The organism is Variovorax sp. LG9.2 (assembly GCF_035018885.1).
GTDB lineage: Bacteria > Pseudomonadota > Gammaproteobacteria > Burkholderiales > Burkholderiaceae_C > Variovorax.
In genome coordinates, this window is record NZ_JASJXB010000001.1 from 132,720 (window position 1) to 153,143 (window position 20,424).

The window sequence follows — 20,424 nt, forward strand, 5'->3', positions numbered from 1 at the left end:
TTCAGTTCGCAGGCACCAAGTCTTATAGAGCAAAGGCAATGGGCTCGCTATAGGCGGCCTTCTTCGACCGCGTGGCAGGCGACCTGCACGCTGTCGATGGTCAGGAGCTTCGGGCGCTCGACGCGGCATCGTTCGTTGGCGAACGGGCAGCGTGGATTGAATGCACAGCCCGAGGGGGGCGCCAGCGGATTGGGCACCTCGCCCTGCACCGGCGTGCGGTCGCGCCCGGTCGCGTGCATCTGCGGAATCGCGTCCAGCAGCATGCGCGTGTAGGGGTGGCGCGGCGTCGCGAACAGCGTGCGCTTGGGCGACACCTCCACCAGCCGACCGAGGTACATCACGCCCACCTGATCGCTCACATGCTGCACCACCGCGAGGTTGTGCGAGATGAAGAGATAGGTCAGACCGCGCTCGCGCTGCAGGTCTTTCATGATGTTGAGCACTTGCGCCTGAACGCTCACGTCGAGTGCCGACGTCGGCTCGTCGCACACCAGGAACTCGGGCGCGGTCGCGAGCGCACGCGCGATCGAGATGCGCTGTCGCTGCCCGCCTGAAAATTGATGCGGGTACTTGACGCCATCGAGCGGGTTCAGTCCGACCGATCGCAGCAACTCACCGACGCGTTCTTTCAGCACTGCTTTTTCGGTCACGAGGCCGTGTTCGCGCAGCGGCTCGCCGACGATCGCCTCGACCGTCCATCGCGGGTTCAGGCTCGCGTACGGGTCCTGAAAAATCATCTGGATGCGTTGCCGCAGCGCACGCCCTTTCGGCGACGCAAAGGTGGCGTGCACGTCTTGCCCATCGAAGCGCACGCTGCCGCGGCTCGGGTTGTAGAGCCCGACCATCAGCCGCGCGACGGTGCTCTTGCCGCAACCCGATTCGCCGACCAACGCCATCGTCTGACCGCGCGGGATGGTGAAGCTGACGCCATCGACGGCGTGCAGCAGCAGGCGCGGTTGCCGCTCGATGACGCGGTTGAGCCACGGCGCGGAAACGTCGAAGGTGCGCGCGAGATCGTCGACTTGCACCAGCGGTGCAGGTGCCAGGGCGGGCGTGGTGGTGAAGGGCAATACGGCGCTCATACGACTGCCTCCTTGCCATGGTGCGCGTCATGCAGCCAGCATGCCGCGCTGGTGGCCCCCGCAGGAATCAATTCAGGCCGCTCCTGCGTGCAACGGTCGAAGGCGCGCGGGCACCGCGGGTGGTACGCACAGCCCTTCGGGATCGCGTTGAGCCGCGGCATTGCGCCGTCGATCTGGTTCAGGCGCTCGCGCTCGATCGTCATGTCGGGAATCGACGCCATCAGCCCTGCGGTGTACGGGTGCGCCGGCGAATGGATCACCTCGTGCACGGGGCCGATCTCGACGATGCGCCCCGCATACATCACTGCCACGCGATCGCATGTTTCGGCGATCACGCCCATGTCGTGCGTGATGAGCATCACCGCCGCACCGCGCTCGCGGCACAGGCGCTTCAGGAGCTGGATGATCTGTGCCTGGATCGACACGTCGAGTGCGGTGGTCGGCTCGTCGGCGACGATCAGCGTCGGCTCGGCTGCCAGCGCCAAGGCGATGACGACGCGTTGCCGCATGCCGCCGGAGAATTGATGCGGATAGTGATCGATGCGCTGCGCCGCGGCCGGAATGCCGGTGTCTTCGAGCAGCGCAATAGCACGGCGCCGCGCTTCGCTTTCGTTCACGGGCAAGTGCGCGCGAATGGTCTCCGTGATCTGTCGGCCGACCGTGTACAGCGGGTTGAGCGAGGTCAGCGGATCCTGAAAAATCGCGCCGATGCGCTTGCCGCGGATATGCCGCATCTGCTGGTGGTTGAGATGATCGATGCGTTCGCCTTCCAGCATGATCTGGCCGCTGGCAACACGGCCCGGCGGTTCGAGCAGGCCGATGATGGATGCGCCGGTGAGCGACTTGCCCGCACCCGATTCACCGACCACGCCGAGGATTTCGCCGGGTGCGATGTCGAACGAGATGTCGTCCAGCGCGCGCAGCGTGCCGCGCCGACCGGGGAATTCGACGACCAAATGCTGCACGTCGAGCAGCTTTACCGTGTCGCTTCTCATTGCAGCCTCGGATTCAGTGCATCGCGCAGCCAGTCGCCCAGCAGGTTGACGCTCAGCACGATGAGCACCAGCGCAGCGCCTGGAAACACCGACAGCCACCACTCGCCCGAGAACAGGAACTGGTTGCCGATGCTGATGAGCGTGCCGAGCGACGGTGAAGTCGGCGGCACGCCGACCCCGAGAAACGATAGCGTGGCCTCGGTGATGATGGCCGTCGCGACCTGGATGGTCGCCAGCACGAAGACCGGACCCATCACGTTGGGCAGCACGTGCTTGCGCATGATGCGCAGCGGGGTGACGCCGGTCACGCGCGCGGCCTGCACGTATTCCTTGTTGCGCTCCACCATGGTGGAGCCGCGCACGGTGCGCGCGTAGTCGACCCATTTAGTCAGCGAGATCGCCAGGATCAGCACGCCGAAGGCGACCGTGTTGTGCGCGTTGGGGAACAGTGCGCGGCCGACGCCGGCGATGAGCAGCGCGACGAGGATGGTCGGGAACGACAGCATCACGTCGCACAGTCGCATGAGAAACGTGTCGACCCAGCCGCCGCGGAACCCTGCGAGCAGACCGAGCGCGACACCCACCACCATCGACAGCATCACCGACGCGATGCCGACCACCAGCGAGATGCGGGCTCCGTACATGAGCGTTGACAAAATGTCGCGGCCCTGGTCGTCGGTACCGAGAATGAAACGTCGAGATCCGGCCTCGATCCAGGCCGGCGGCAAGAAGGCGTCCTCGCTCCGAAGTGTCGCGAGGTCGTACGGATTGTGCGGCGCGATCCATCCTGCGAAGGTCGCGCAAAAGATGCAGACAAAGGCGACGAACGCCGCTGCCATGGCAATGGGCGAATGCCGGAAGCTGTAGCCGACATCGCTGTCGTACCAGCGTGCGAAGGTTTTTTTCATTGTGGGGAGAGTGGCAACATTCAATGCAAGTATTCGATGCATGGTGCTGCAAAGATCGCGCCCGCCACTGCGGCCGGCGCGACCTATGTCTGCTTTTGTCTTCTGTCTAAGCGATGCGGAAATCGACGTTTACGGCTTGATGCTCATCCACTTGAAAGGCATGTAGTTGTCGGCCATTTGCGTGAGTTCGACCTTCTTGCTGACACCCCATGCCAGCGCTTGCTGGTGCAGCGGCAGGTGGCCGATGTCGTCGATGTGCAGCGCGAAGGCTTCTTTGATCATGGCGTCGCGCTTGGGCTTGTCGGTCTCCGACTGGATCTTCTTGGTCAGCTCGTCGACCTTCGGATTGCAGTACGCACCCAGGTTGAACTGGCCGGCACCGGTCTTGTCGTCGGGGCAAGCCATCAGCGCAGTCAGCGCGTTGTGCGAGTCGTACGTGGTCGGGGTCCAGCCCAGCAGATAGAAGCTGGTGTCGCGGCGCAGGATCTTGGGGAAGTATGTGCCCTTGGTCTCGGTCGCCAAGTTGATCTTGACGCCAATGCGCGCCAGGTTGGCGGCCACGCTCTGGCAGATCTGTCCATCGTTCACATAGCGGTCGTTCGGACAGTTCATCGTCACTTCGAAACCGTTGGGATAACCGGCGTCCACCAACAGCTTCTTGGCAGCTTCGATGTCGTATGGCAGGCGCTTGTCTTGCTCGGCGGTCCAGCCGTTGATGCCGGGACCGACCATCAACGCGGTGGGGCGCGAAGCGCCGCGCATCACCGTGCGCTGGATGCCGTTGATGTCTATGGCTTGATAGAAAGCCTGGCGAACGCGCTTGTCCTTGAACGGGTTCTTGCCCTTGACGCTCGAGTAGAGCAACTCGTCGCGCTTCTGGTCCATGCCGAGAAAAATCGTGCGCAGCTCGGGGCCGGCAATGACGCGGGCGTTGGGGCTGGCGTTGATGCGCGCCACGTCTTGCACCGGCACGGGTTCCATCACGTCGATTTCGCCGGAGACCAATGCGGCCACGCGCGTCGCGGGGTTGGCGATGGGCGTGAAGATGACCTCTTGCACGTTGCCTTCGATCTTGCCCCAGTAGGTCGGGTTCCGGGTGAACACCGTGCGCACGTTGGGTTGACGCTCACGCACGCGGTACGGGCCGGTGCCGTTGGCCTTGAACGATGCCGTGTTCTCGATGCCTTTGCGGCGGTCCACAGGCGTCGTCGCCTTGTTGTCCTCGCACCATTTCTTGCTCAGGATCATCAACTGCGTGATGACGTCCGGCAGGATCGGGAACGGTCCCTTGGTTTCGATCTCGATCACGTAGTCGCCGTCCTTGCGCACTTCCTTGATGTCGGTCGTGTTCGACTTCATGTCCGAACCTTCGCCTGACGCGCGGGCAAAGCTGAAGACGACGTCGTCGGCGGTGAAAGGGGTGCCGTCATGAAACTTCACGCCCTTGCGCAGTTCGAAGCGCCAGACCGTCGGCGATGTCTGCTTCCAGCTTGTCGCCAGCAGCGGCGCCACCGTTAGGTCCTTGTTGCGGCCGACCAGTGTTTCGTACACGTTGGCGTCGGTGCTCAGTTGCAGCGATTCGTTCAGCGAGTGTGGGTCGAGCGACAACGCGTCGCCCTGGTTCGCGATGCGGATGGTCTGCGCGCTAGCCAGCAAACTGGTAGCGGTCAGCGTGAACAGCACGGCCGCTGCGAGCATATTTCGCTTGAAAATCATTAGGGAGAACTCCTTGGGTTTTGGAAAACGGATGAACGAGATGAAAGGGATCAAGTCAGTGAGCTGGCGATGATGCAACGTTTTGGTGCATATCGGGCTTCACGCTTTCCTTGATAGACCCCTTGGCCGGGGACACCTGTGCAAGGGGCATGCCCTGCTCGACCAGGCCGGCATGAAGCGCGGCGCCGAGCGGCAATATCTCGTCGTTGAAGTCGTAGCGGCTGTTGTGCAGAAATGCGCCACCCTTGGCGTCCTGGCCGATGCGCAGATACGCGCCGGGCTTTTTCTGCAACATGAAAGAGAAGTCTTCGGCGCCCATGCTGGGCTCCATGTGGCGCTCGACATTGGGCGCGCCGACGAGGCCCTGCGCCACGTCACCGGCAAACAAGGCTTCTGCCACCGTGTTGACGGTGGCGGGGTAAATGCGCTCGAAGGTGACGGTCGCCGTGGCGCCGAAGCCCGCTGCCACCGCACGACACAGCTCGCCAAGCCGTTGCTCGATGATGGCCTGAACCTGCGCGCTGAAGGTGCGCACAGTGCCCACCATCACAGCCTTGCCAGGCACCACACTCATCGCACCCATGTCGCCTGCCTGCATCGCGCAAATGCTGATGACCGCAGAGTCGATCGGCCGTACGTTGCGCGAGACGATGCTCTGCACCGCCGTGATGATGTGGGCCGATACCAATACCGGATCGACCGTGAGGTAGGCATGCGCACCATGACCGCCCTTGCCCGTCACCTCGATGGTGATGCGGTCGGCGGCCGCCATCATCGCGCCGCTGTTGATGCCGATGGTGCCGACCGGCATGGCCGGCCAGTTGTGCATGGCGTACACCGACTGCACCGGGAAGCGGTCGAACAAGCCGTCCTCGATCATCACGCGCGCACCGGCATAGCCTTCTTCTCCGGGCTGGAAGATGAGCACGGCCGTGCCGTCGAAGTTGCGCGTCTCGGCAAGGTAGCGGGCGGCACCGACGAGCATTGCGGTGTGGCCATCGTGGCCGCAACCATGCATCAGGCCCGACTTGGCGGAACGCCACGCGAAATCGTTGTCTTCCTTCATGGGCAGCGCGTCCATGTCGGCACGCAGACCGATCATGCGTTTGCTGGCGGTCGAGCGACCGCGGATTACCGCGACCAGTCCGGTCTTGCCGATGCCGGTGTGCACCTCGTCGACACCGCAAGCCTTGAGCGCCTCATGGACGCGGGCGCCGGTGTACACCTCTTCGAAGCCGAGTTCCGGATGCACGTGGAGGTCGCGTCGGAAGGCGGCGATCTCCGGATAGAAGGCCGATATGTGGGCAAAGGCACGCCCGGAAACTTGCAGGCGTGACATCAATGTCCCCCGAGCGTCGAGATGCGCAGCCGCGGATCGACTGCGAAGTACATCAGGTCGACGATCAGGTTGATCGTGACGAAGATGAGTGCGATGAGGCAAAGGTACGCCGCCATCACCGGAATGTCGGCATAGGTCACGGCCTGGATGAACAGCAGACCCATGCCGGGCCACTGGAATACCGTCTCGGTAATGATCGCGAAGGCAATCAGCGAGCCCAGTTGCAGACCCGTGATGGTGATGACAGGCACCATCGTGTTGCGCAGCGCATGACCGAAGTGAATTGCGCGGTCGGACAGGCCTCTTGCCCGCGCGAACTTGATGTAGTCGGTGCGCAGCACTTCGAGCATCTCGGCACGCACCAGCCGCATGATGAGCGTGAGCTGGAACACCGCCAGCGTGATCGCCGGCAATATCAGATGACTCCAGCCATCGCGCGAGAAAAGACCGGTCGACCACCAGCCGAGCTGCGTGACCTCACCGCGGCCGAAGCTCGGCAACCAGCCGAGCCAGACCGAGAAAACGAGGATCAACAAAATACCGATCAGGAACGTCGGCAACGAGACGCCCAAGAGCGACAGCGCCATCAGCGTCTGGCTACCCCACGAGCCGCGACGCAGTGCCGCATAGACGCCCATCGGCAGCCCGATGGCGAGCGCCATCACCGCAGCGACCAGTGAGAGTTCCAGCGTGGCGGGCAAGCGCTCAGCGATCAGCCTAGACACCTTGGCGCCCTGCCGCAGGCTGAGGCCGAACTCACCTTGCGCCGCGTTGATCAGGAAGTGCCAGAACTGCACCGCGAAAGGTTTGTCGAAACCGAGATCGACTCTGAGTTGCTGGATCTGCTCGGGCTTGGCGTCTTGCCCGAGCAAGAACACCACCGGGTCACCCACGTACTGGAACAGCAGGAAAGCCACGAAAGCCACCACCACCATGACGATGACCGCCTGGAACAAACGGCGCAGAATAAAAACGAGCATCAGTAAGGCATCAACTAGGGTGACGGAGAGAAAGGCAAAGCGCTGTGCGGATGGACGTGCAAGGGCTGTGCCGGCCTACGACTAGAGACATAAAAAAAGCCACTCGACTTGCGTCGAGTGGCTTTTATCGTTTTTCAATTTGAACTGGCTAGGCCAGCGTCAAATTAGAACGAATGGCGAACGCCGAAGTCGTAGCCCAACGAGCTGCGCTGGGTGTAGCCAGCTGGCGAATTGCCCACGCCACCGGCTGGGTTCGTCCCATTGCTTTGAATAATGGACTGGCCGCCGAGGACTGCGCTGTTTTGGCCGTCGGTGATCTTCAGCTTTGCGATCGTAGCGTACAGAGCCGTGCGCTTCGACAGGTTGTGCACGTAGCCGAGCGCCAGCTGGTTAGCCGTAGAGTCGAAGTTCGACGTGCTGAAGAAGTTTTGCACGTTGACGACAGGCGTTGCACCGTTGCTGAACTTGACACGCGAGTACGAAGCGCGAATCAGGCCTGCGCCGACGGGAACAGTCACACCCACCAAGGCACCGTTGTACTTGTCGGTCTGGCTCGTGGTCACGAAGTAAGGAAGACCTGCGAGCGCAGCGGAGGTGCCCAGCTTGTTCTTGTCCTTGGCTTGCGACAGTTCAGCGAACAACTTTGCAGGACCGAAGTCATACGAAGCGCCAAGGTTCAGGGTGTCGATCTTGCGCTGCTGGCTGTTACCGACCACGAGGCCAGTCACGACCGAAGGAGTGTCGGCAGCCGTGCTTTGGCCGTAGGCAACTGCCACGTCCAGAGGTCCATTGGCGTAGCCGAAACGACCGCCGACGTAGCGACCCTTCTGCGACTGATCGAGACCGCTGTTCTTGACGGTTTCCGGCAGTGCATATTGCAACTGGCCGTAGAAACCACCAAGGTTTGGCGGCAGGAAGTAGCCGATAGAGTTGCTGGTACGAACGTAGTTGTCGCTGCCGGAGCCGCCTGCGGCAGCACCTGGACCACGCAGGCTGGACAAACGGAGGTTCGTGCCAAAGATTGCGCTGCTGCCGACACCGTTGGTGCCGAACGGATCAAATACGGTGTCGTTCCAGAACGTGGCGGTGTAGTCACGACCCAGACGAACTTCACCGAAACCACCGGACAAGCTCACCGTCGAACGACGGTTGAAGTTGCTCAGAGCCTTGGCACCGTCATCATTGGACATGCTCGATTCGAGCCAGAAGCTGGCAGCCAAGCCGCCGCCGAGGTCTTCCGTACCACGGAAGCCGATCCGGCTGGAGTTGTAGCCGGAATTGCCCAGAACGGTCTGGCTTTGCTTGATGCCGGTAGGAATGACGAAAGGCGCCACTGCGAACGGGTTGGCCAACTCGGCTTTGGACGAGTAGTGGCTGACCGAAGCGTCGACCACACCGAACAGCGTGACGGACGACTGAGCCGAGGCAATACCGGCAACAGCCAGGGCAGCCAAAGCAACTAGAGATTTTTTCATTGCAAGTTTCTCCAAGGTTAAACATAGGGCTCCGGTGCGGAGGGTTCACTGTGCTTGTGCACTTTTGTGCTCCCACCGGACCCCGGGCCAACCTCCTTTTGGGAAGTTGTTGCTATTGCACCAGAGCAGCCGCGACAGGGCAAAACAATTCGCCCGAAAAGTCAGCTGGCCCGCGCGTTTCGTTGCACGGGTGCAACAAAGGACTGAAAGCCTCCTCGATGCCGTGATGTGAAATAGAAAGTGCACAACGGCGAGGTGATTGCTCTTCGGTTCAAATAAGGTGATGAGTTCGACCCTTGACCCTCTTTTAATTGCAGCCGACGCAGCACTTCGGACCCTTTTTTCCGCGCCGTACGCGACGCGACCCATCCCGTCGGCTACAGCGACAGCGACAGATGCTGCTCCACTTGCACTGACCGACATCGAGCGGCGCGAAGCCGGCGCGCTGATGCGAGTGAACCATGTCGGCGAGGTCTGCGCTCAGGCGCTGTATACGGCACAGGCCGCCGTCACCAAGGACAAAAGCCTGCGCGAGCACTTCCTGCACGCCGCTCGCGAGGAGACCGACCACCTGGCCTGGACGCACGAACGGCTGGAGGCATTGGGCGCGCGCCCGTCGCTGCTCAATCCGCTCTGGTATGCGGGCGCTTTCGGGCTGGGCCTGTTGGCGGGCCGCCTGGGCGATCGCTGGAGTCTGGGCTTCGTCGCAGAGACGGAAAAGCAGGTCGAGGCGCATCTCGATGGCCACCTGGACCGTTTACCGGCAGCTGATCGCGAATCGCGCGCAGTGATCGTGCAAATGAAGATGGACGAAGCGCGCCACGCAGCAGAGGCATGGAGCGCCGGCGCCAAGGAACTGCCCGCGCCCGCCAAGGGAATGATGAAGCTCGTATCACGGGTGATGACGACAGTCGCGCATCGCATATGAGAAGGTCTGGGCCGATCAAGTCTCGATCAGGTCGAAACTGGTCGTGATCTCAGCCGTCTTGCCAAGCATGATGGTCGCAGAGCAATAAGTGTCGTGGCTTAGCGCGATGGCACGCTCGACCGCAGAGGCCGGGATGCCTTTGCCGGCGACGGTGAAGTGCATGTGGATCGTTGTGAACACTTTGGGATCCTTTTCAGCCCGCGTGCTGGCCAGCTTGACGCTGCAACGCTCGACCTTATGGCGCCCGCGCTTCAAGATCAGTACCACGTCATACGCAGTACAACCACCGGTGCCAGCCAGAAGCGTTTCCATCGGACGCGGCGCCTGATTGCGCCCACCGTTTTCAGGTTTCGTCTCGTCCACTGCGCCGTCCATTGTCAAAACGTGGCCGCTGCCGGTTTCTGCGACAAAGCCCATTGCCGATTGCGTGCCGGCATTTCCAGTCCAGCTCACTGTGCATTCCATCGTCGTAGCTCCATAAGGTCGGGGTCGCAGGCAAAAAAATCACACTGCAAGTTGGTTTGTGTATGCGAAAAGCGTCGGGCGCTTGTTGCAATGCAACAAACTGTCGATATACTTTATTTCATCGCCTCCGCAAGGACGCATCGGTTGTCTCCTCCACCCTTCCAATTGGTGGATTTAGCCCCGAGTCGCAAGACCCGGGGCTTTTTTCTTGGGCGCACTATGATCGCGGCCCCATGCCCACCTCGCTCACTCCCGCCGACTACCTGAAGAAGATCCTGACGGCGCGCGTGTACGACGTGGCGGTCGAATCCGCGCTGGAACCTGCCAAGGCGTTGAGCGCTCGTCTCGGCAACACGGTTCTGCTCAAGCGCGAAGACCAGCAACCCGTATTCAGCTTCAAGCTGCGCGGCGCGTACAACAAGATGGCGCACCTGAGCGCCCAACAGTTGGCGAACGGCGTGATCTGCGCTTCGGCCGGTAACCATGCGCAAGGCGTAGCGCTGGGGGCGCAAAAACTCGGCGCACGCGCGGTGGTGGTGATGCCGGTTACCACGCCCGAACTCAAGGTGAACGCAGTGCGCGCGCTGGGCGGTGAAGTGCATCTGCACGGCGACAGCTACTCCGACGCCTATGCGCATGCGCTCGAACTGCAAACGGCACAGGGCCTGACTTTCGTCCATCCGTTCGATGACCCCGATGTCATTGCCGGCCAGGGCACCATCGCCATGGAAATCCTGCGCCAACATCAGGGTCGACTCGATGCGGTGTTCGTCGCCATCGGCGGCGGCGGCTTGATCTCCGGCGTGGCCAACTACATCAAGGCCGTTCGGCCCGAGATCAAGGTCATCGGCGTGCAAATGAGCGACTCCGACGCGATGATGCAATCGGTCGCAGCCAAACGACGCGTGACGCTCGTCGATGTGGGTTTGTTCTCCGATGGCACGGCCGTCAAGCTGGTCGGTGAAGAGACTTTTCGCATCGCTGCTGACTTGGTCGACGAGTTCATGACGGTCGACACCGACGCCGTGTGCGCCGGCATCAAGGACGTGTTCATCGACACGCGCAGCATCGTCGAGCCAGCTGGCGCATTGGCCGTGGCTGCCGTCAAGCAGTATGTGAAAACGCACGGCACGCGCGGCGAAACCTACGCAGTGATCCTGTGCGGCGCCAACATGAACTTCGACCGGTTGCGCTTCGTCGCGGAACGGGCCGAAGTCGGCGAAGAACGCGAAGCACTTTTCGCCGTCACCATTCCTGAAGAGCGCGGCAGCTTTCGCCGTTTCTGCGAACTGGTGGGCGAGGTGCCGGGAGCATCACGCAACGTCACCGAGTTCAACTACCGCATCAGCGACGCCAGTGAGGCGCATGTGTTCGTCGGCCTCACGACCTCGACGCGTGGCGAATCGAAGACGATTGCCGACACCTTCGTCGCGCATGGGTTCGGCACGATCGACCTCACGCACGACGAGTTGGCCAAGGAGCACATTCGCCACATGGTCGGCGGCCGGACAGGGCTCGCGCATGAAGAACGATTGCTGCGCTTCGTGTTCCCGGAGCGGCCAGGCGCGCTGTTGAAGTTCTTGAGCCTGATGCGGCCGAACTGGAACATCAGCCTGTTTCATTACCGCAACCAGGGCGCCGACTATGGCCGAATTCTGGTCGGGCTGCAGGTGCCGGCGGCCGACCATGGCGCCTTTAGCGAATTTCTCGAAACACTCGGCTATCCGTATGTCGACGAAACCGCCAACCCGGTCTATCGGCTGTTCCTGAAGGCTTGAAAGCAGACGCGGAAGCGCTCAGTTCGCGTCTGGCAACGAGAGCACTTGCGGCGGCAACAGCACGGCCAGCGGACGCGTAGGCATCTGCAGCGTGAAGGCCGGCCCAGAGGTACCGGCTGCACCTAACGTTGCCGCGCGCGGGCCGACTGACTGCAGCACATAACCTCCGGCTGAGCGCCCACCCACGCTGCCACCGACGCGGAACGGGCGAGGCGGCTTGCCATCGACCGCAATCAGCGCCACGCCCTGACCATCGGTGTCGGCCACCACGCCGAGCAGCGCAAAACGGCTCGCCGCATCGGGTGTTGCGGTAACCACCGGGTCGGTCGACACGCCGCCCAGAAAGCGCGACAAGGTCGTCGAATCGACCGCGACAATGGCCAGCCCACCGACCGCTGGCGGCGGCGCTGCATCGGCCGGTGCCGTGAGTCGCAGGCCCCAGAAAACGATGCTTGCGGCAGCGACCCCCCACAACACCACGGTAGCGGTCGCGGAGGGCCAACGGGCGGGAGCGTAGGGAAGTGCCATGGGGCCGCATTATCATTGCTCATGACCTTTTTGACCCGCTCACCCCGTTCCCTCGTGCGACATCTGCAGCGCCGTCGGCAGCAGTTCTTGCAGCGTGCATTCACGCTGATCGAGTTGATGGTGGTGCTGGTCATCATCGGCGTGCTGGCGGCGCTGATCGTGCCGAACGTGATCGAGCGGGCCGACGATGCGCGCGTCACGGCGGCCAAGACCGATGTCAACAACCTGATGCAGGCGCTCAAGCTGTATCGCCTGGACAACCAGCGCTACCCGACGGCCGAACAAGGGCTGCAGGCGCTGCTGGTGAGGCCCACGGCGGGGCCTGCCGCGCCCAACTGGAAGCCGTATGTCGAGAAGCTGCCCAACGACCCGTGGGGCCGCTCCTACCAGTACATGAATCCGGGCATCAAGGGCGAAATCGATGTGCTCTCGCTCGGCGCCGACGGCCAGCCAGGTGGCGAAGGCAAGAATGCCGACATCGGCAGTTGGCAATAGTCGCTGCGGCCGCTACAGCCGCAACCTGCACAGCGGCTACGGCGGCGCTGGCGGCCAAGTCGGCTGCCAGCGATCCGGTCTGCGCGCGACCGGCTTCACCTTGCTCGAACTCATCGTCGTCATCGCGATCATCGCGCTGGCGACAGCCGGTGTCGGTCTGGCGCTGCGGGATTCGGGCCAGGCCACGCTTGACCGCGAGGCCGAACGGCTTGCGGCCTTGCTCGAATCGGCGCGCGCGCAGTCACGTTCCAGTGGCACCGCAGTGCGCTTCCGACCGACGCCCAATGGCCCGGAAGCATTCGTGTTCGACGGGTTGCCGCCGGGCGCCTTGCCGACCAGCTGGATGAGCACCGGCATGCACGCGCAACCGGTCGCGACCGATGGCACCGCCGCGGTCGCCTTGCTGCTGGGGCCTGATCCGATCATTGCGGCGCAACAGCTTTTGTTGACGGCCGATGGTCCACCGGCGCGCACGCTGCGCATCGCGACCGACGGGCTACGCCCTTTCTCGGTGAGCGCGCCATGAGGTCATGTCGATCGAACGGAAGCTCTCGCGGCTTCACCCTGATCGAAGTGCTGGTCGCACTCGCCATCGTCGCCATCGCACTGGCCGCGGGCACCCAAGCCACCATGGCCTTGACTCGCAATGCGCAACGGCAATCCGACGTGTTGCTGGCTCAGCTTTGCGTAGAGAACGAACTCGTCAAGGCACGGCTCGCCCGCGTGATGCCGCCCGTCGGCGAGGCCGGCTCCGTGTGCACCCAGGCCAACACCAGCTTCGGCATGACGGTTTCGACCACGCAAACGCTCAACCCCAACTTCAGGCGCGTCGACGTGCAGGTGCGCGACGCGACCGAAGCCACGGTGCTTCGGGTGTCCACCGTGGTCGGGAGGTACTGATGCGCAAACCTTCCGCCGCAGGCTTCACGCTCATCGAGCTGATGGTCGCCATCGCGGTGATGGCGTTGCTCGCAATCATGAGCTGGCGCGGCCTCGACGGCATGAGCCGCGCGCACGAACAAAACCGCGCGCGCGGCGACGCCGTGCTCACACTGCAGACCACGCTGTCGCAATGGAGCGCCGATCTCGATGCAACGATCGCGCTGTCGCAAACGCATCCGATCGACTGGGACGGCCGCACCCTGCGGCTGACGCGGCGCGGCCCCGATCAGGCACAGCCCGTGGTGTACGTGGTCGCATGGACGGTGCGCGGCGACACCGATGGCGTCCAGCGCTGGCGTCGTTGGCAATCCGCCCCCTTCGTGACGCGCACGGAGTGGCAGTTGGCGTGGGATCGCGCGGCCAGTTGGGCACAAGGCGGCGGCAGCGATGCCCGTGGTGCCGATGTGGCGCTGATGCCATTGCAGAACTGGCAGATCGCTTACTTTCGCGACAACCTGTGGACCGCAGCGGTGACCAGCGAAGCGCTGGGCACCGAGAACCCGGTGCCCGACGGCGTCCGGCTGGTGCTCGACTTGCCCCCCGGCCCGGCACTGGCGGGCCAGCTGGTGCGCGACTGGGTTCGTCCGACCGCGAACGTGCCCAAGTCATGAGAACCCGTTCGACTTCGGCCTCGCGCCACGCATCGTTCTCACTGGTTCGCCAACGCGGGGCCGCGCTGCTCGCGGCGATGCTCACCGTGACGCTGGTCGCAACTTTCGCCGCCGCCGCACTTTGGCAGCAATGGCGCGCCACCGAAGTCGAAGCTGCCGAACGCAGCCGGGTGCAGGCGGCGTGGGTGCTGATCGGCGCGCTCGACTGGTCGCGCCTCATCCTGCGAGAAGACGCGCGTGCCGGTGGCCCCGACTCGCTCGCCGAACCATGGGCGGTGCCGCTGGAGGAAGCGCGGCTTTCGAGCTTTCTGGCAGACGACAAGAACATTGCAAGCGATGCGCTCGAAGGGCTGCCCGACGCCTTTTTGTCGGGCCGAATCATCGATGCGCAATCGAAGCTCAACGTGATGAACCTGGTGTCGGGCGGCAAGCCGGTCCCGGCATCGGTCGCGGCATTTTCAAAGCTGTTCGAGCTGCTCGGACTGCCGGCACAAGAGGTAGGGGTGCTCACCGCCAACCTGCAACGTGCAGCGCCCGCCACGGTTTCGGCGACGGCTGCCGGTGCCAATACGACGCAAGGCGCGGCGGCCGCGACGGCAGCCATTGCGACGGCCAACGTCGCAGGCAGCACGGGGAGCGCCGGAACGACCGCAGCGAGCGGTGGCATCGCGAGCACCACAGGAGCAACCGGCACCAGCGATCCCAACGGCCCGCTGTTACCGCAACGCACAGGCCAGCTCGTATGGCTTGGCCTGTCGCCCTCGACCGTGACTGCGATTTCGCCCTATGTGACGATCCTGCCGGTCGGTACGCCGCTCAACCTCAATACCGCCACCGCCGAGGCGCTGTTCGCCAGCGTGCCCACACTCGACTTGGCCGGCGCCAAGCGGCTGGTCGCGCAGCGTACGCGGAACCCTTTCAAAAGCGTGAGCGATGCGGCTGCCCTGGTGCAGCAGGGCTCCTCGGAATTCAACGACATCCAGCACAGCGTCGGCACCCGGTTTTTCGAAGTCGAAGGCCGTCTGCGAATCGACCGCACCTATGTCGAAGAGCATTCCTTGCTCCAGCGAGATGGCGTCGAAGTGAAGCTGGTATGGCGCGAACGTGGCGCCGGCGCCACGGCTGTGGCCGGCAAACCATGAACACTGCGGTCACTGTCACCTTTCTCAGTTAAAAAAAGCTGGACCGCCCGTCATGGTTGCCGGAGGCGCTATCAAATTCGTAGCGATATCCATCAGTCGACTCCTACAATAGATGCCCTGATTCAAACGCCGATTCATGCCTCAGTTACTGGTTGTTGCTCCCCTGTCACCCGCCGCGGCCAGCGCTGAACTGGCGTGGGCGGCGTGGTCGAACGACGGGCGGCGGCTGCGTGCGCAGGGCAGTGCACTCCCCGCGCTGCTGCCGTCCAGCGATGAAGTGACGCTGTGCGTACCGGCCTCGATGTTGTCGTGGCACCAGCTCACCCTGCCACCGGGCAGCCTGAGTGGCGCTGTACGGCTGCGTTCGGTGCTCAACGGCCTGCTCGAAGACCGGCTGCTCGACGAGCCCGAGCTTCTCCACTTCGCGCTGGAGCCCGGCGCGCGCGCGGGCGGCTCGGTATGGGTCGCCGCCTGCAACCGCATCTGGCTGCGCAGCTGGGTGCAGGCGCTCGAAGCCGCCAACCGGCGCATCGCCCGCATCATTCCTGAATTCACCCCGCAGCCGGTCGGCGCAGCAGCCATGCTGGTTGCGACCGGCGAACCCGGCGCGGCGCAACTCACCGTCTGCGATACGGCGGGGGTGTCGGTGCTGCCGCTCGACAGCGCCAGCCTCGCGTTGATCGGGCCGTTGCCGGAGGGCGCCGCGTTGCTGGCCGAACCCGGCGTCGCGGAGTTGGCCGATGGCCTTTTCAATCGCCGCGTTCCGATCGTCAAGCCCGCCGAGCGCTGGATGCAGGCCAGCAACTCGCCGTGGGACTTGGCCCAGTTCGACCTCGCCTCGACCGGCCGTGCGCGCGCCAGCAAAAAGCTCGCATCGATCACGCAGGCGCTTCTGCGTGCGCCGCGCTGGCGAGCCGCCCGATGGGGCGCCGTAGTGCTTGTGATGGCGCAGCTCTTCGGCCTCAACGCCTGGGCCTGGAAAGAACGCAGCGCGCTGGATGCCAAGCGCAGCGCGGTACGCACGGTGCTGACTCAAACCTTTCCCTCGGTGCAACTGGTGGTCGATGCGCCGCTGCAAATGGCGCGCGAAGTCTCCGCATTGCAGCAGGCAACCGGCGGTGTGGCCGGCGCCGACCTCGAACCAATGCTCGGAGCACTGGCAGCCAGCCTGCCGCCGGGTCGCGTGCCCACGGCGATCGACTACAGCGCCGGACAACTCCGGCTGCGCGGCCTGGGCTTGCAGCCGAGCGACGAAAACGGCTTGGCGACCACGCTCTCGGCACGAGGCTACAGCGCCCGGCTCGAAGGCGACTTGCTGCTGGTGCAAGCGGAGGCGGCCCGATGACGTGGTTTGATTCCCTCAACGAACGCTGGCAAGCCTGGTGGCCAGACCTTCCGCCGCGCGAGCAACGGCTGGTGATCATCGCGGCGACGGTCGTCGCGCTGGCGCTGCTTTGGTGGGTGGCGCTGGCGCCGGCACTGCGAACGCTAGCCTCTGCGCCCGCGGAACACGCACAGCTCGACGCTCAACTGCAGCAAATGACGACCTTGCAAACGCAAGCGCGAGCGCTCCAGTCGCAGCCCCGTTCCAACCGGGACGACGCGTTGCGTGCGCTCGAAACTTCGGTCCGCCAAAGCCTCGGCGCCAACGCACAACTGCAGACTGCCGGTGCCAACGAAGGCGTTACCGTGCAGGTGCGCGCTGCGCCCGCTGAAGGTCTGGCGCAATGGTTTGGCCAGGCTCGCAGCAACGCACGCGCGGTGCCACGCGAGGCGCACCTGACACGCGCTCCCGGTGGCAGTGGGAGCGGCGGTGGCGCCACGCCGGGCGCTTTCGGCCAGACCGGATCGTCCAACGCTGCTGCTTCTGCAGCCGCGGCTGCAGAAGCAGCCAGAGTCCGCTGGGACGGCACCCTGGTCATGAGCCTTCCGGCACGCTGATGGCGTCCTTGATCGCATCGTCCAACACCATGGCCACCCGCCCTCGCTCCACCCTCGCGCCAGAGACCGCCGTCATCGGCTGGCGCTGGGCGCTCCTGGGTACGGTGCTGGGCATTGCGATGGCTCTCGCGCTGTTCGCACCGGCCCGCTGGCTGGCCGCCAGCCTCGCGCAGTGGAGCAACGGGCACCTCGAACTGGTCAACCCACGCGGCACGGTGTGGAACGGCACGGCCGGCGTGGTGTTCTCCAGCGGTGGCGGCGGGGCGGAGTCGATCTCGCTGCCAGGCACGCTGGCGTGGACACTGCGGCCGCGCTGGAACGCCATCGCCGGTGCGCTCGACATTCCTTGTTGCGCCGCGCAGTCGTTGCGCTTCATTGCCGCGCCGCATGCCAACGGCGTACAGGTCGACTGGCAAGACGGCCAGTCGCGCTGGCCCGCGGCGCTTCTGAGCGGCTTCGGCGCGCCCTGGAACACGCTCAAGCCCGAAGGCGTGCTCGACCTGTCGACCCGCGCCTGGTCGATGCGCTGGGACGGCCCTCGACTCGCGATGGCGGGCCGTGCCACGCTGGCGGCCACCGACATTTCATCCAGCCTCTCGACACTGCGGCCGATGGGCAGCTACCAGTTGCTGCTCGACGGCGGTCCGGCACCGACGTTGCTGCTCACCACGCGTGAAGGCAGTCTGCAACTGAGCGGCAGCGGCCGCTGGAACGGCAAGGCGTTTCGCTTCGACGGCGAGGCCAGTGCCGCCGCCGGCCGCGAAGACGCGCTTTCGAATCTTTTGAACATCATCGGACGGCGCAGCGGCGCGCGTTCGCTCATCACTTTGGGTTGACCATGAAGCACTTGTCTTCGCATGGCGTTCGTATCGGTCTGGTCGCACTCGCGGCACAGATTTTGATAGCGGCATGCATTCCATCCGCGTTCGCTCAAGACGTCGCAGGCCCGCGCCGCGGCGAGCCGATCACGCTCAACTTCAACAACGCCGAAATCGAATCGGTAGCGCGCACACTGGCCGTCGTCACCGGCCGCGACGTGGTGGTCGACCCGCGCGTCAAGGGCACCATCAATCTGCAAACCGATCGGCCGATCTCGCCGGCCGCCGCCTTCAACCAGTTCGCTGCCGCACTGCGACTGCAGGGCTTTGCGATCGTGCAGGCCGACGGCCTCTACAAGATCGTTCCCGAAGCCGACGCCAAACTGCAAAGCAGCGCGGTGACAACGTCGACCAGCGCCACCTCGACGCTCTCTGGCAACCAGATCGTCACGCAGGTCTTCAAGCTCAACTACGAGTCGGCGGCCAACCTGCTGCCGGTGCTGCGCCCGCTCATCGCGCCCAACAACACGATCAATGTGAACCCAGGCAACAACTCGCTGGTCATCACCGACTATGCCGAGAACATGCGCCGCCTGGCGCGCATCGTGGCCGCACTCGACGTGCCGAACGCCGGAGATGTCGACATCATTCCGCTCAAGCATTCGGTCGCCACCGACCTGGTGCCCCTGGTCACGCGACTGCTTGAAGGCACCGGCTCGCAAGGTACGGCGCCCGGCACGGTCGACGCGTCGTTTCGCACCACGCTGCTGGCCGAACCGCGCAGCAATGCCATCATCGTGCGGGCCGCGAATCCGGCGCGCGCGCAGCTTGTTCGCACGCTGGTCGACAAGCTCGACCGCGCGCCCATCGACAGCGGCAACGGTGCAGCTGGCAACATCTACGTCATCTACCTCAAGAACTCAGACGCAGTGAAGTTAGCCGCCACGCTGCGGGCTGCGCTGTCGACTGAAGCGCGCGGCGGCAGTGCTGCGGGTGCGTCGTTTCCCAACGCGACGGGCATTCAACCGGTGTCGCAGGTGCAGCCTACCCAGGCCGGCACGTCGGCCGCCAACACGCCGCTCAACAACACCAACCAGCCGTCGACCGGCGGCCAGATCCAGGCCGATCCGTCGACCAATTCGTTGATCATCACAGCGGCCGAGCCGCAATACCGACAGATTCGTGCGGTCGTCGACAAGCTCGACAGTCGCCGCGCACAGGTCATGATTGAAAGCCTGATCATCGAAGTGAGCGCCACCAAGGCGGCGGAGTTTGGCGTGCAATGGCAGAGCGCGTTGGGCGGCAGCGGAGAAAACGTCGGGGTGCTCGGCACCAACTCGAGCCTGGGCGGCCAAAACATCATCGACCTGGCCGTAGGCATCGCCACCAAGAACGCGGCAACGCGGCCTTCTACCGGCATCAACTTCGGCATCGGCCACAAGATCAATGGAAAGTACGTGCTTGGTTTCCTGGCGCGCTTTCTCGAAAGCAATGGCGAGGGCAACACGCTGTCGACACCCAATTTGCTGACGCTCGATAACGAAGAAGCCAAGATCGTGATCGGCCAGAACGTGCCCTTTGTGACCGGTCAATACGCCAGCACCAACGGCAATACGTCGACCATTAATCCGTTCACCACGGTCGAGCGCAAGGACGTCGGCCTGACCTTGCGCGTGCGGCCGCAGATCAACGAGAACGGCACCGTCAAGCTGGCGATCTTTCAGGAAGTGTCGAACGTCGATCCGGCCACGCGCACCGACATCAATGGCCCGACCACCAACAAGCGTTCGATCGAATCCAACGTGCTGGTCGAAGACGGCAGCATCGTCATGTTGGGCGGCCTGCTGCAGGACGACTACTCGCGCTCGAACGAAAAAGTGCCGCTGGCCGGCGACATTCCGATCATCGGCAACCTGTTCAAGAGCGAAACCCGCTCGCGCAACAAGACCAACCTGATGATTTTTTTGCGCCCGGTCGTGATTCGCGACGGCGCTGCCAGCGAAGCCTTTGCCTACGACCGCTACGATGCGATCCGTGCGCAGCAAATCGCCGTTCAGCCCGAAAGCAACTTGGCACTGCGCGGCGTAAGCGAGGCGCCTTTGCTTCCCGAACTGCCACCGTCGAAGCTGGGCAACACCCGCATAGAAGGCACCCGCCTGATACCTCAACCGCTGGTGAACGAGAGCTTCAAGCCGGTCGCGCCCAGCCCCTTGCGCGGTGCCCTGCCGCCGACCGCGGATCCGACGAGCACACGCGAATTGCCCTGAGATAAATTGGCCTC

20 protein-coding genes are annotated in these 20,424 nt (G+C 63.9%); 11 read left to right on the plus strand and 9 right to left on the minus strand.

The genetic code is table 11. From position 1 onward, the window contains the following. Nucleotides 1–47: 47 nt before the first annotated feature. The 7 genes from QN413_RS00635 to QN413_RS00665 all read right to left on the minus strand — a co-directional run bounded on the left by QN413_RS00635 (nt 48) and on the right by QN413_RS00665 (nt 8,495). Nucleotides 48–1,082, minus strand: coding sequence for an oligopeptide/dipeptide ABC transporter ATP-binding protein (locus QN413_RS00635; protein ID WP_323494754.1), 1,035 nt, complete (start codon nt 1,080–1,082; stop codon nt 48–50). Beyond that, nucleotides 1,079–2,077 carry an ABC transporter ATP-binding protein gene (locus QN413_RS00640; protein ID WP_323494755.1) on the minus strand — a complete coding sequence of 333 codons (999 nt, stop codon included), beginning with the start codon at nt 2,075–2,077 and terminating at the stop codon, nt 1,079–1,081. The genes QN413_RS00635 and QN413_RS00640 overlap by 4 nt, the downstream gene beginning before the upstream one ends. After that, nucleotides 2,074–2,985 (minus strand): ABC transporter permease, encoded by a 912-nt coding sequence (locus tag QN413_RS00645; RefSeq protein WP_323494756.1) that lies wholly within the window; start codon nt 2,983–2,985, stop codon nt 2,074–2,076. The genes QN413_RS00640 and QN413_RS00645 overlap by 4 nt, the downstream gene beginning before the upstream one ends. Nucleotides 2,986–3,114: 129 nt before the next feature. Continuing rightward, nucleotides 3,115–4,701 (minus strand): ABC transporter substrate-binding protein, encoded by a 1,587-nt coding sequence (locus QN413_RS00650; RefSeq protein WP_323494757.1) that lies wholly within the window; start codon nt 4,699–4,701, stop codon nt 3,115–3,117. Between the two features lie 55 nt (nt 4,702–4,756). Further along, nucleotides 4,757–6,040, minus strand: a complete 1,284-nt coding sequence (locus QN413_RS00655) for a M20 aminoacylase family protein (protein ID WP_323494758.1) — start codon at nt 6,038–6,040, stop codon at nt 4,757–4,759. Further along, nucleotides 6,040–7,020: an ABC transporter permease gene (locus QN413_RS00660; protein ID WP_187054460.1), complete on the minus strand. Its 981-nt coding sequence runs from the start codon at nt 7,018–7,020 to the stop codon at nt 6,040–6,042. The genes QN413_RS00655 and QN413_RS00660 overlap by 1 nt, the downstream gene beginning before the upstream one ends. A 164-nt stretch (nt 7,021–7,184) precedes the next feature. Beyond that, nucleotides 7,185–8,495 carry a porin gene (locus tag QN413_RS00665; RefSeq protein ID WP_323494759.1) on the minus strand — a complete coding sequence of 437 codons (1,311 nt, stop codon included), beginning with the start codon at nt 8,493–8,495 and terminating at the stop codon, nt 7,185–7,187. Between the two features lie 283 nt (nt 8,496–8,778). On the opposite strand from QN413_RS00665, the gene coq7 reads away from it, so the two are divergent. Next, nucleotides 8,779–9,423: a 2-polyprenyl-3-methyl-6-methoxy-1,4-benzoquinone monooxygenase gene (gene coq7, locus QN413_RS00670; RefSeq protein ID WP_323494760.1), complete on the plus strand. Its 645-nt coding sequence runs from the start codon at nt 8,779–8,781 to the stop codon at nt 9,421–9,423. A gap of 15 nt (nt 9,424–9,438) precedes the next feature. Here the strand turns inward: coq7 and QN413_RS00675 are convergent, their stop codons facing one another. After that, nucleotides 9,439–9,888 carry an OsmC family protein gene (locus QN413_RS00675; protein WP_323494761.1) on the minus strand — a complete coding sequence of 150 codons (450 nt, stop codon included), beginning with the start codon at nt 9,886–9,888 and terminating at the stop codon, nt 9,439–9,441. A gap of 233 nt (nt 9,889–10,121) precedes the next feature. Between QN413_RS00675 and ilvA the strand changes: the two genes are divergently transcribed. Then, complete coding sequence (gene ilvA, locus QN413_RS00680) at nt 10,122–11,666, plus strand: threonine ammonia-lyase, biosynthetic (protein WP_323494762.1); 1,545 nt, start codon at nt 10,122–10,124, stop codon at nt 11,664–11,666. Nucleotides 11,667–11,684: 18 nt separating this feature from the next. Here ilvA and QN413_RS00685 read toward each other — a convergent pair whose 3' ends face one another. Then, a complete protein-coding gene (locus tag QN413_RS00685) occupies nt 11,685–12,194 on the minus strand; it encodes a hypothetical protein (protein WP_323494763.1) in 510 nt (169 codons plus the stop codon). Nucleotides 12,195–12,215: 21 nt separating this feature from the next. Between QN413_RS00685 and gspG the strand changes: the two genes are divergently transcribed. From gspG to gspD, 9 genes are all read left to right on the plus strand, one after another. Further along, nucleotides 12,216–12,689 carry a type II secretion system major pseudopilin GspG gene (gspG, locus tag QN413_RS00690; protein ID WP_323494764.1) on the plus strand — a complete coding sequence of 158 codons (474 nt, stop codon included), beginning with the start codon at nt 12,216–12,218 and terminating at the stop codon, nt 12,687–12,689. After that, entirely contained in the window at nt 12,664–13,215 is a 552-nt protein-coding gene (locus QN413_RS00695) for a pilus assembly FimT family protein (protein ID WP_323494765.1), read from the plus strand. The genes gspG and QN413_RS00695 overlap by 26 nt, the downstream gene beginning before the upstream one ends. Continuing rightward, on the plus strand, nt 13,212–13,589 hold the full coding sequence (gspI, locus tag QN413_RS00700) for a type II secretion system minor pseudopilin GspI (RefSeq protein ID WP_187054453.1): 378 nt from the start codon (nt 13,212–13,214) through the stop codon (nt 13,587–13,589). Before QN413_RS00695 ends, gspI begins: the two co-directional genes overlap by 4 nt. Continuing rightward, nucleotides 13,589–14,242 (plus strand): PulJ/GspJ family protein, encoded by a 654-nt coding sequence (locus QN413_RS00705; protein WP_323494767.1) that lies wholly within the window; start codon nt 13,589–13,591, stop codon nt 14,240–14,242. The genes gspI and QN413_RS00705 overlap by 1 nt, the downstream gene beginning before the upstream one ends. Further along, nucleotides 14,239–15,384 (plus strand): type II secretion system minor pseudopilin GspK, encoded by a 1,146-nt coding sequence (gene gspK / locus QN413_RS00710; protein WP_323494768.1) that lies wholly within the window; start codon nt 14,239–14,241, stop codon nt 15,382–15,384. Before QN413_RS00705 ends, gspK begins: the two co-directional genes overlap by 4 nt. Nucleotides 15,385–15,520: 136 nt before the next feature. After that, nucleotides 15,521–16,729 (plus strand): type II secretion system protein GspL, encoded by a 1,209-nt coding sequence (gene gspL / locus QN413_RS00715; RefSeq protein ID WP_323494769.1) that lies wholly within the window; start codon nt 15,521–15,523, stop codon nt 16,727–16,729. Beyond that, complete coding sequence (gene gspM / locus QN413_RS00720) at nt 16,726–17,325, plus strand: type II secretion system protein GspM (protein ID WP_323494770.1); 600 nt, start codon at nt 16,726–16,728, stop codon at nt 17,323–17,325. The genes gspL and gspM overlap by 4 nt, the downstream gene beginning before the upstream one ends. A gap of 29 nt (nt 17,326–17,354) precedes the next feature. Further along, on the plus strand, nt 17,355–18,161 hold the full coding sequence (gene gspN, locus QN413_RS00725) for a type II secretion system protein N (RefSeq protein ID WP_323494771.1): 807 nt from the start codon (nt 17,355–17,357) through the stop codon (nt 18,159–18,161). A 2-nt stretch (nt 18,162–18,163) separates the two neighbouring features. After that, nucleotides 18,164–20,410 carry a type II secretion system secretin GspD gene (gene gspD, locus QN413_RS00730; protein ID WP_323494772.1) on the plus strand — a complete coding sequence of 749 codons (2,247 nt, stop codon included), beginning with the start codon at nt 18,164–18,166 and terminating at the stop codon, nt 20,408–20,410. Nucleotides 20,411–20,424: the final 14 nt, after the last annotated feature.

Coding starts and splice junctions, on each gene's coding strand:
- QN413_RS00635 (WP_323494754.1), bottom strand. CDS start 1,082: ATGAGCGCCGTATTGCCCTTCACCACCACGCCCGCCCTGGCACCTGCA.
- QN413_RS00640 (WP_323494755.1), bottom strand. CDS start 2,077: ATGAGAAGCGACACGGTAAAGCTGCTCGACGTGCAGCATTTGGTCGTC.
- QN413_RS00645 (WP_323494756.1), bottom strand. CDS start 2,985: ATGAAAAAAACCTTCGCACGCTGGTACGACAGCGATGTCGGCTACAGC.
- QN413_RS00650 (WP_323494757.1), bottom strand. CDS start 4,701: ATGATTTTCAAGCGAAATATGCTCGCAGCGGCCGTGCTGTTCACGCTG.
- QN413_RS00655 (WP_323494758.1), bottom strand. CDS start 6,040: ATGTCACGCCTGCAAGTTTCCGGGCGTGCCTTTGCCCACATATCGGCC.
- QN413_RS00660 (WP_187054460.1), bottom strand. CDS start 7,020: ATGCTCGTTTTTATTCTGCGCCGTTTGTTCCAGGCGGTCATCGTCATG.
- QN413_RS00665 (WP_323494759.1), bottom strand. CDS start 8,495: ATGAAAAAATCTCTAGTTGCTTTGGCTGCCCTGGCTGTTGCCGGTATT.
- coq7 (WP_323494760.1), top strand. CDS start 8,779: ATGAGTTCGACCCTTGACCCTCTTTTAATTGCAGCCGACGCAGCACTT.
- QN413_RS00675 (WP_323494761.1), bottom strand. CDS start 9,888: ATGGAATGCACAGTGAGCTGGACTGGAAATGCCGGCACGCAATCGGCA.
- ilvA (WP_323494762.1), top strand. CDS start 10,122: ATGCCCACCTCGCTCACTCCCGCCGACTACCTGAAGAAGATCCTGACG.
- QN413_RS00685 (WP_323494763.1), bottom strand. CDS start 12,194: ATGGCACTTCCCTACGCTCCCGCCCGTTGGCCCTCCGCGACCGCTACC.
- gspG (WP_323494764.1), top strand. CDS start 12,216: ATGACCTTTTTGACCCGCTCACCCCGTTCCCTCGTGCGACATCTGCAG.
- QN413_RS00695 (WP_323494765.1), top strand. CDS start 12,664: ATGCCGACATCGGCAGTTGGCAATAGTCGCTGCGGCCGCTACAGCCGC.
- gspI (WP_187054453.1), top strand. CDS start 13,212: ATGAGGTCATGTCGATCGAACGGAAGCTCTCGCGGCTTCACCCTGATC.
- QN413_RS00705 (WP_323494767.1), top strand. CDS start 13,589: ATGCGCAAACCTTCCGCCGCAGGCTTCACGCTCATCGAGCTGATGGTC.
- gspK (WP_323494768.1), top strand. CDS start 14,239: ATGAGAACCCGTTCGACTTCGGCCTCGCGCCACGCATCGTTCTCACTG.
- gspL (WP_323494769.1), top strand. CDS start 15,521: ATGCCTCAGTTACTGGTTGTTGCTCCCCTGTCACCCGCCGCGGCCAGC.
- gspM (WP_323494770.1), top strand. CDS start 16,726: ATGACGTGGTTTGATTCCCTCAACGAACGCTGGCAAGCCTGGTGGCCA.
- gspN (WP_323494771.1), top strand. CDS start 17,355: ATGGCCACCCGCCCTCGCTCCACCCTCGCGCCAGAGACCGCCGTCATC.
- gspD (WP_323494772.1), top strand. CDS start 18,164: ATGAAGCACTTGTCTTCGCATGGCGTTCGTATCGGTCTGGTCGCACTC.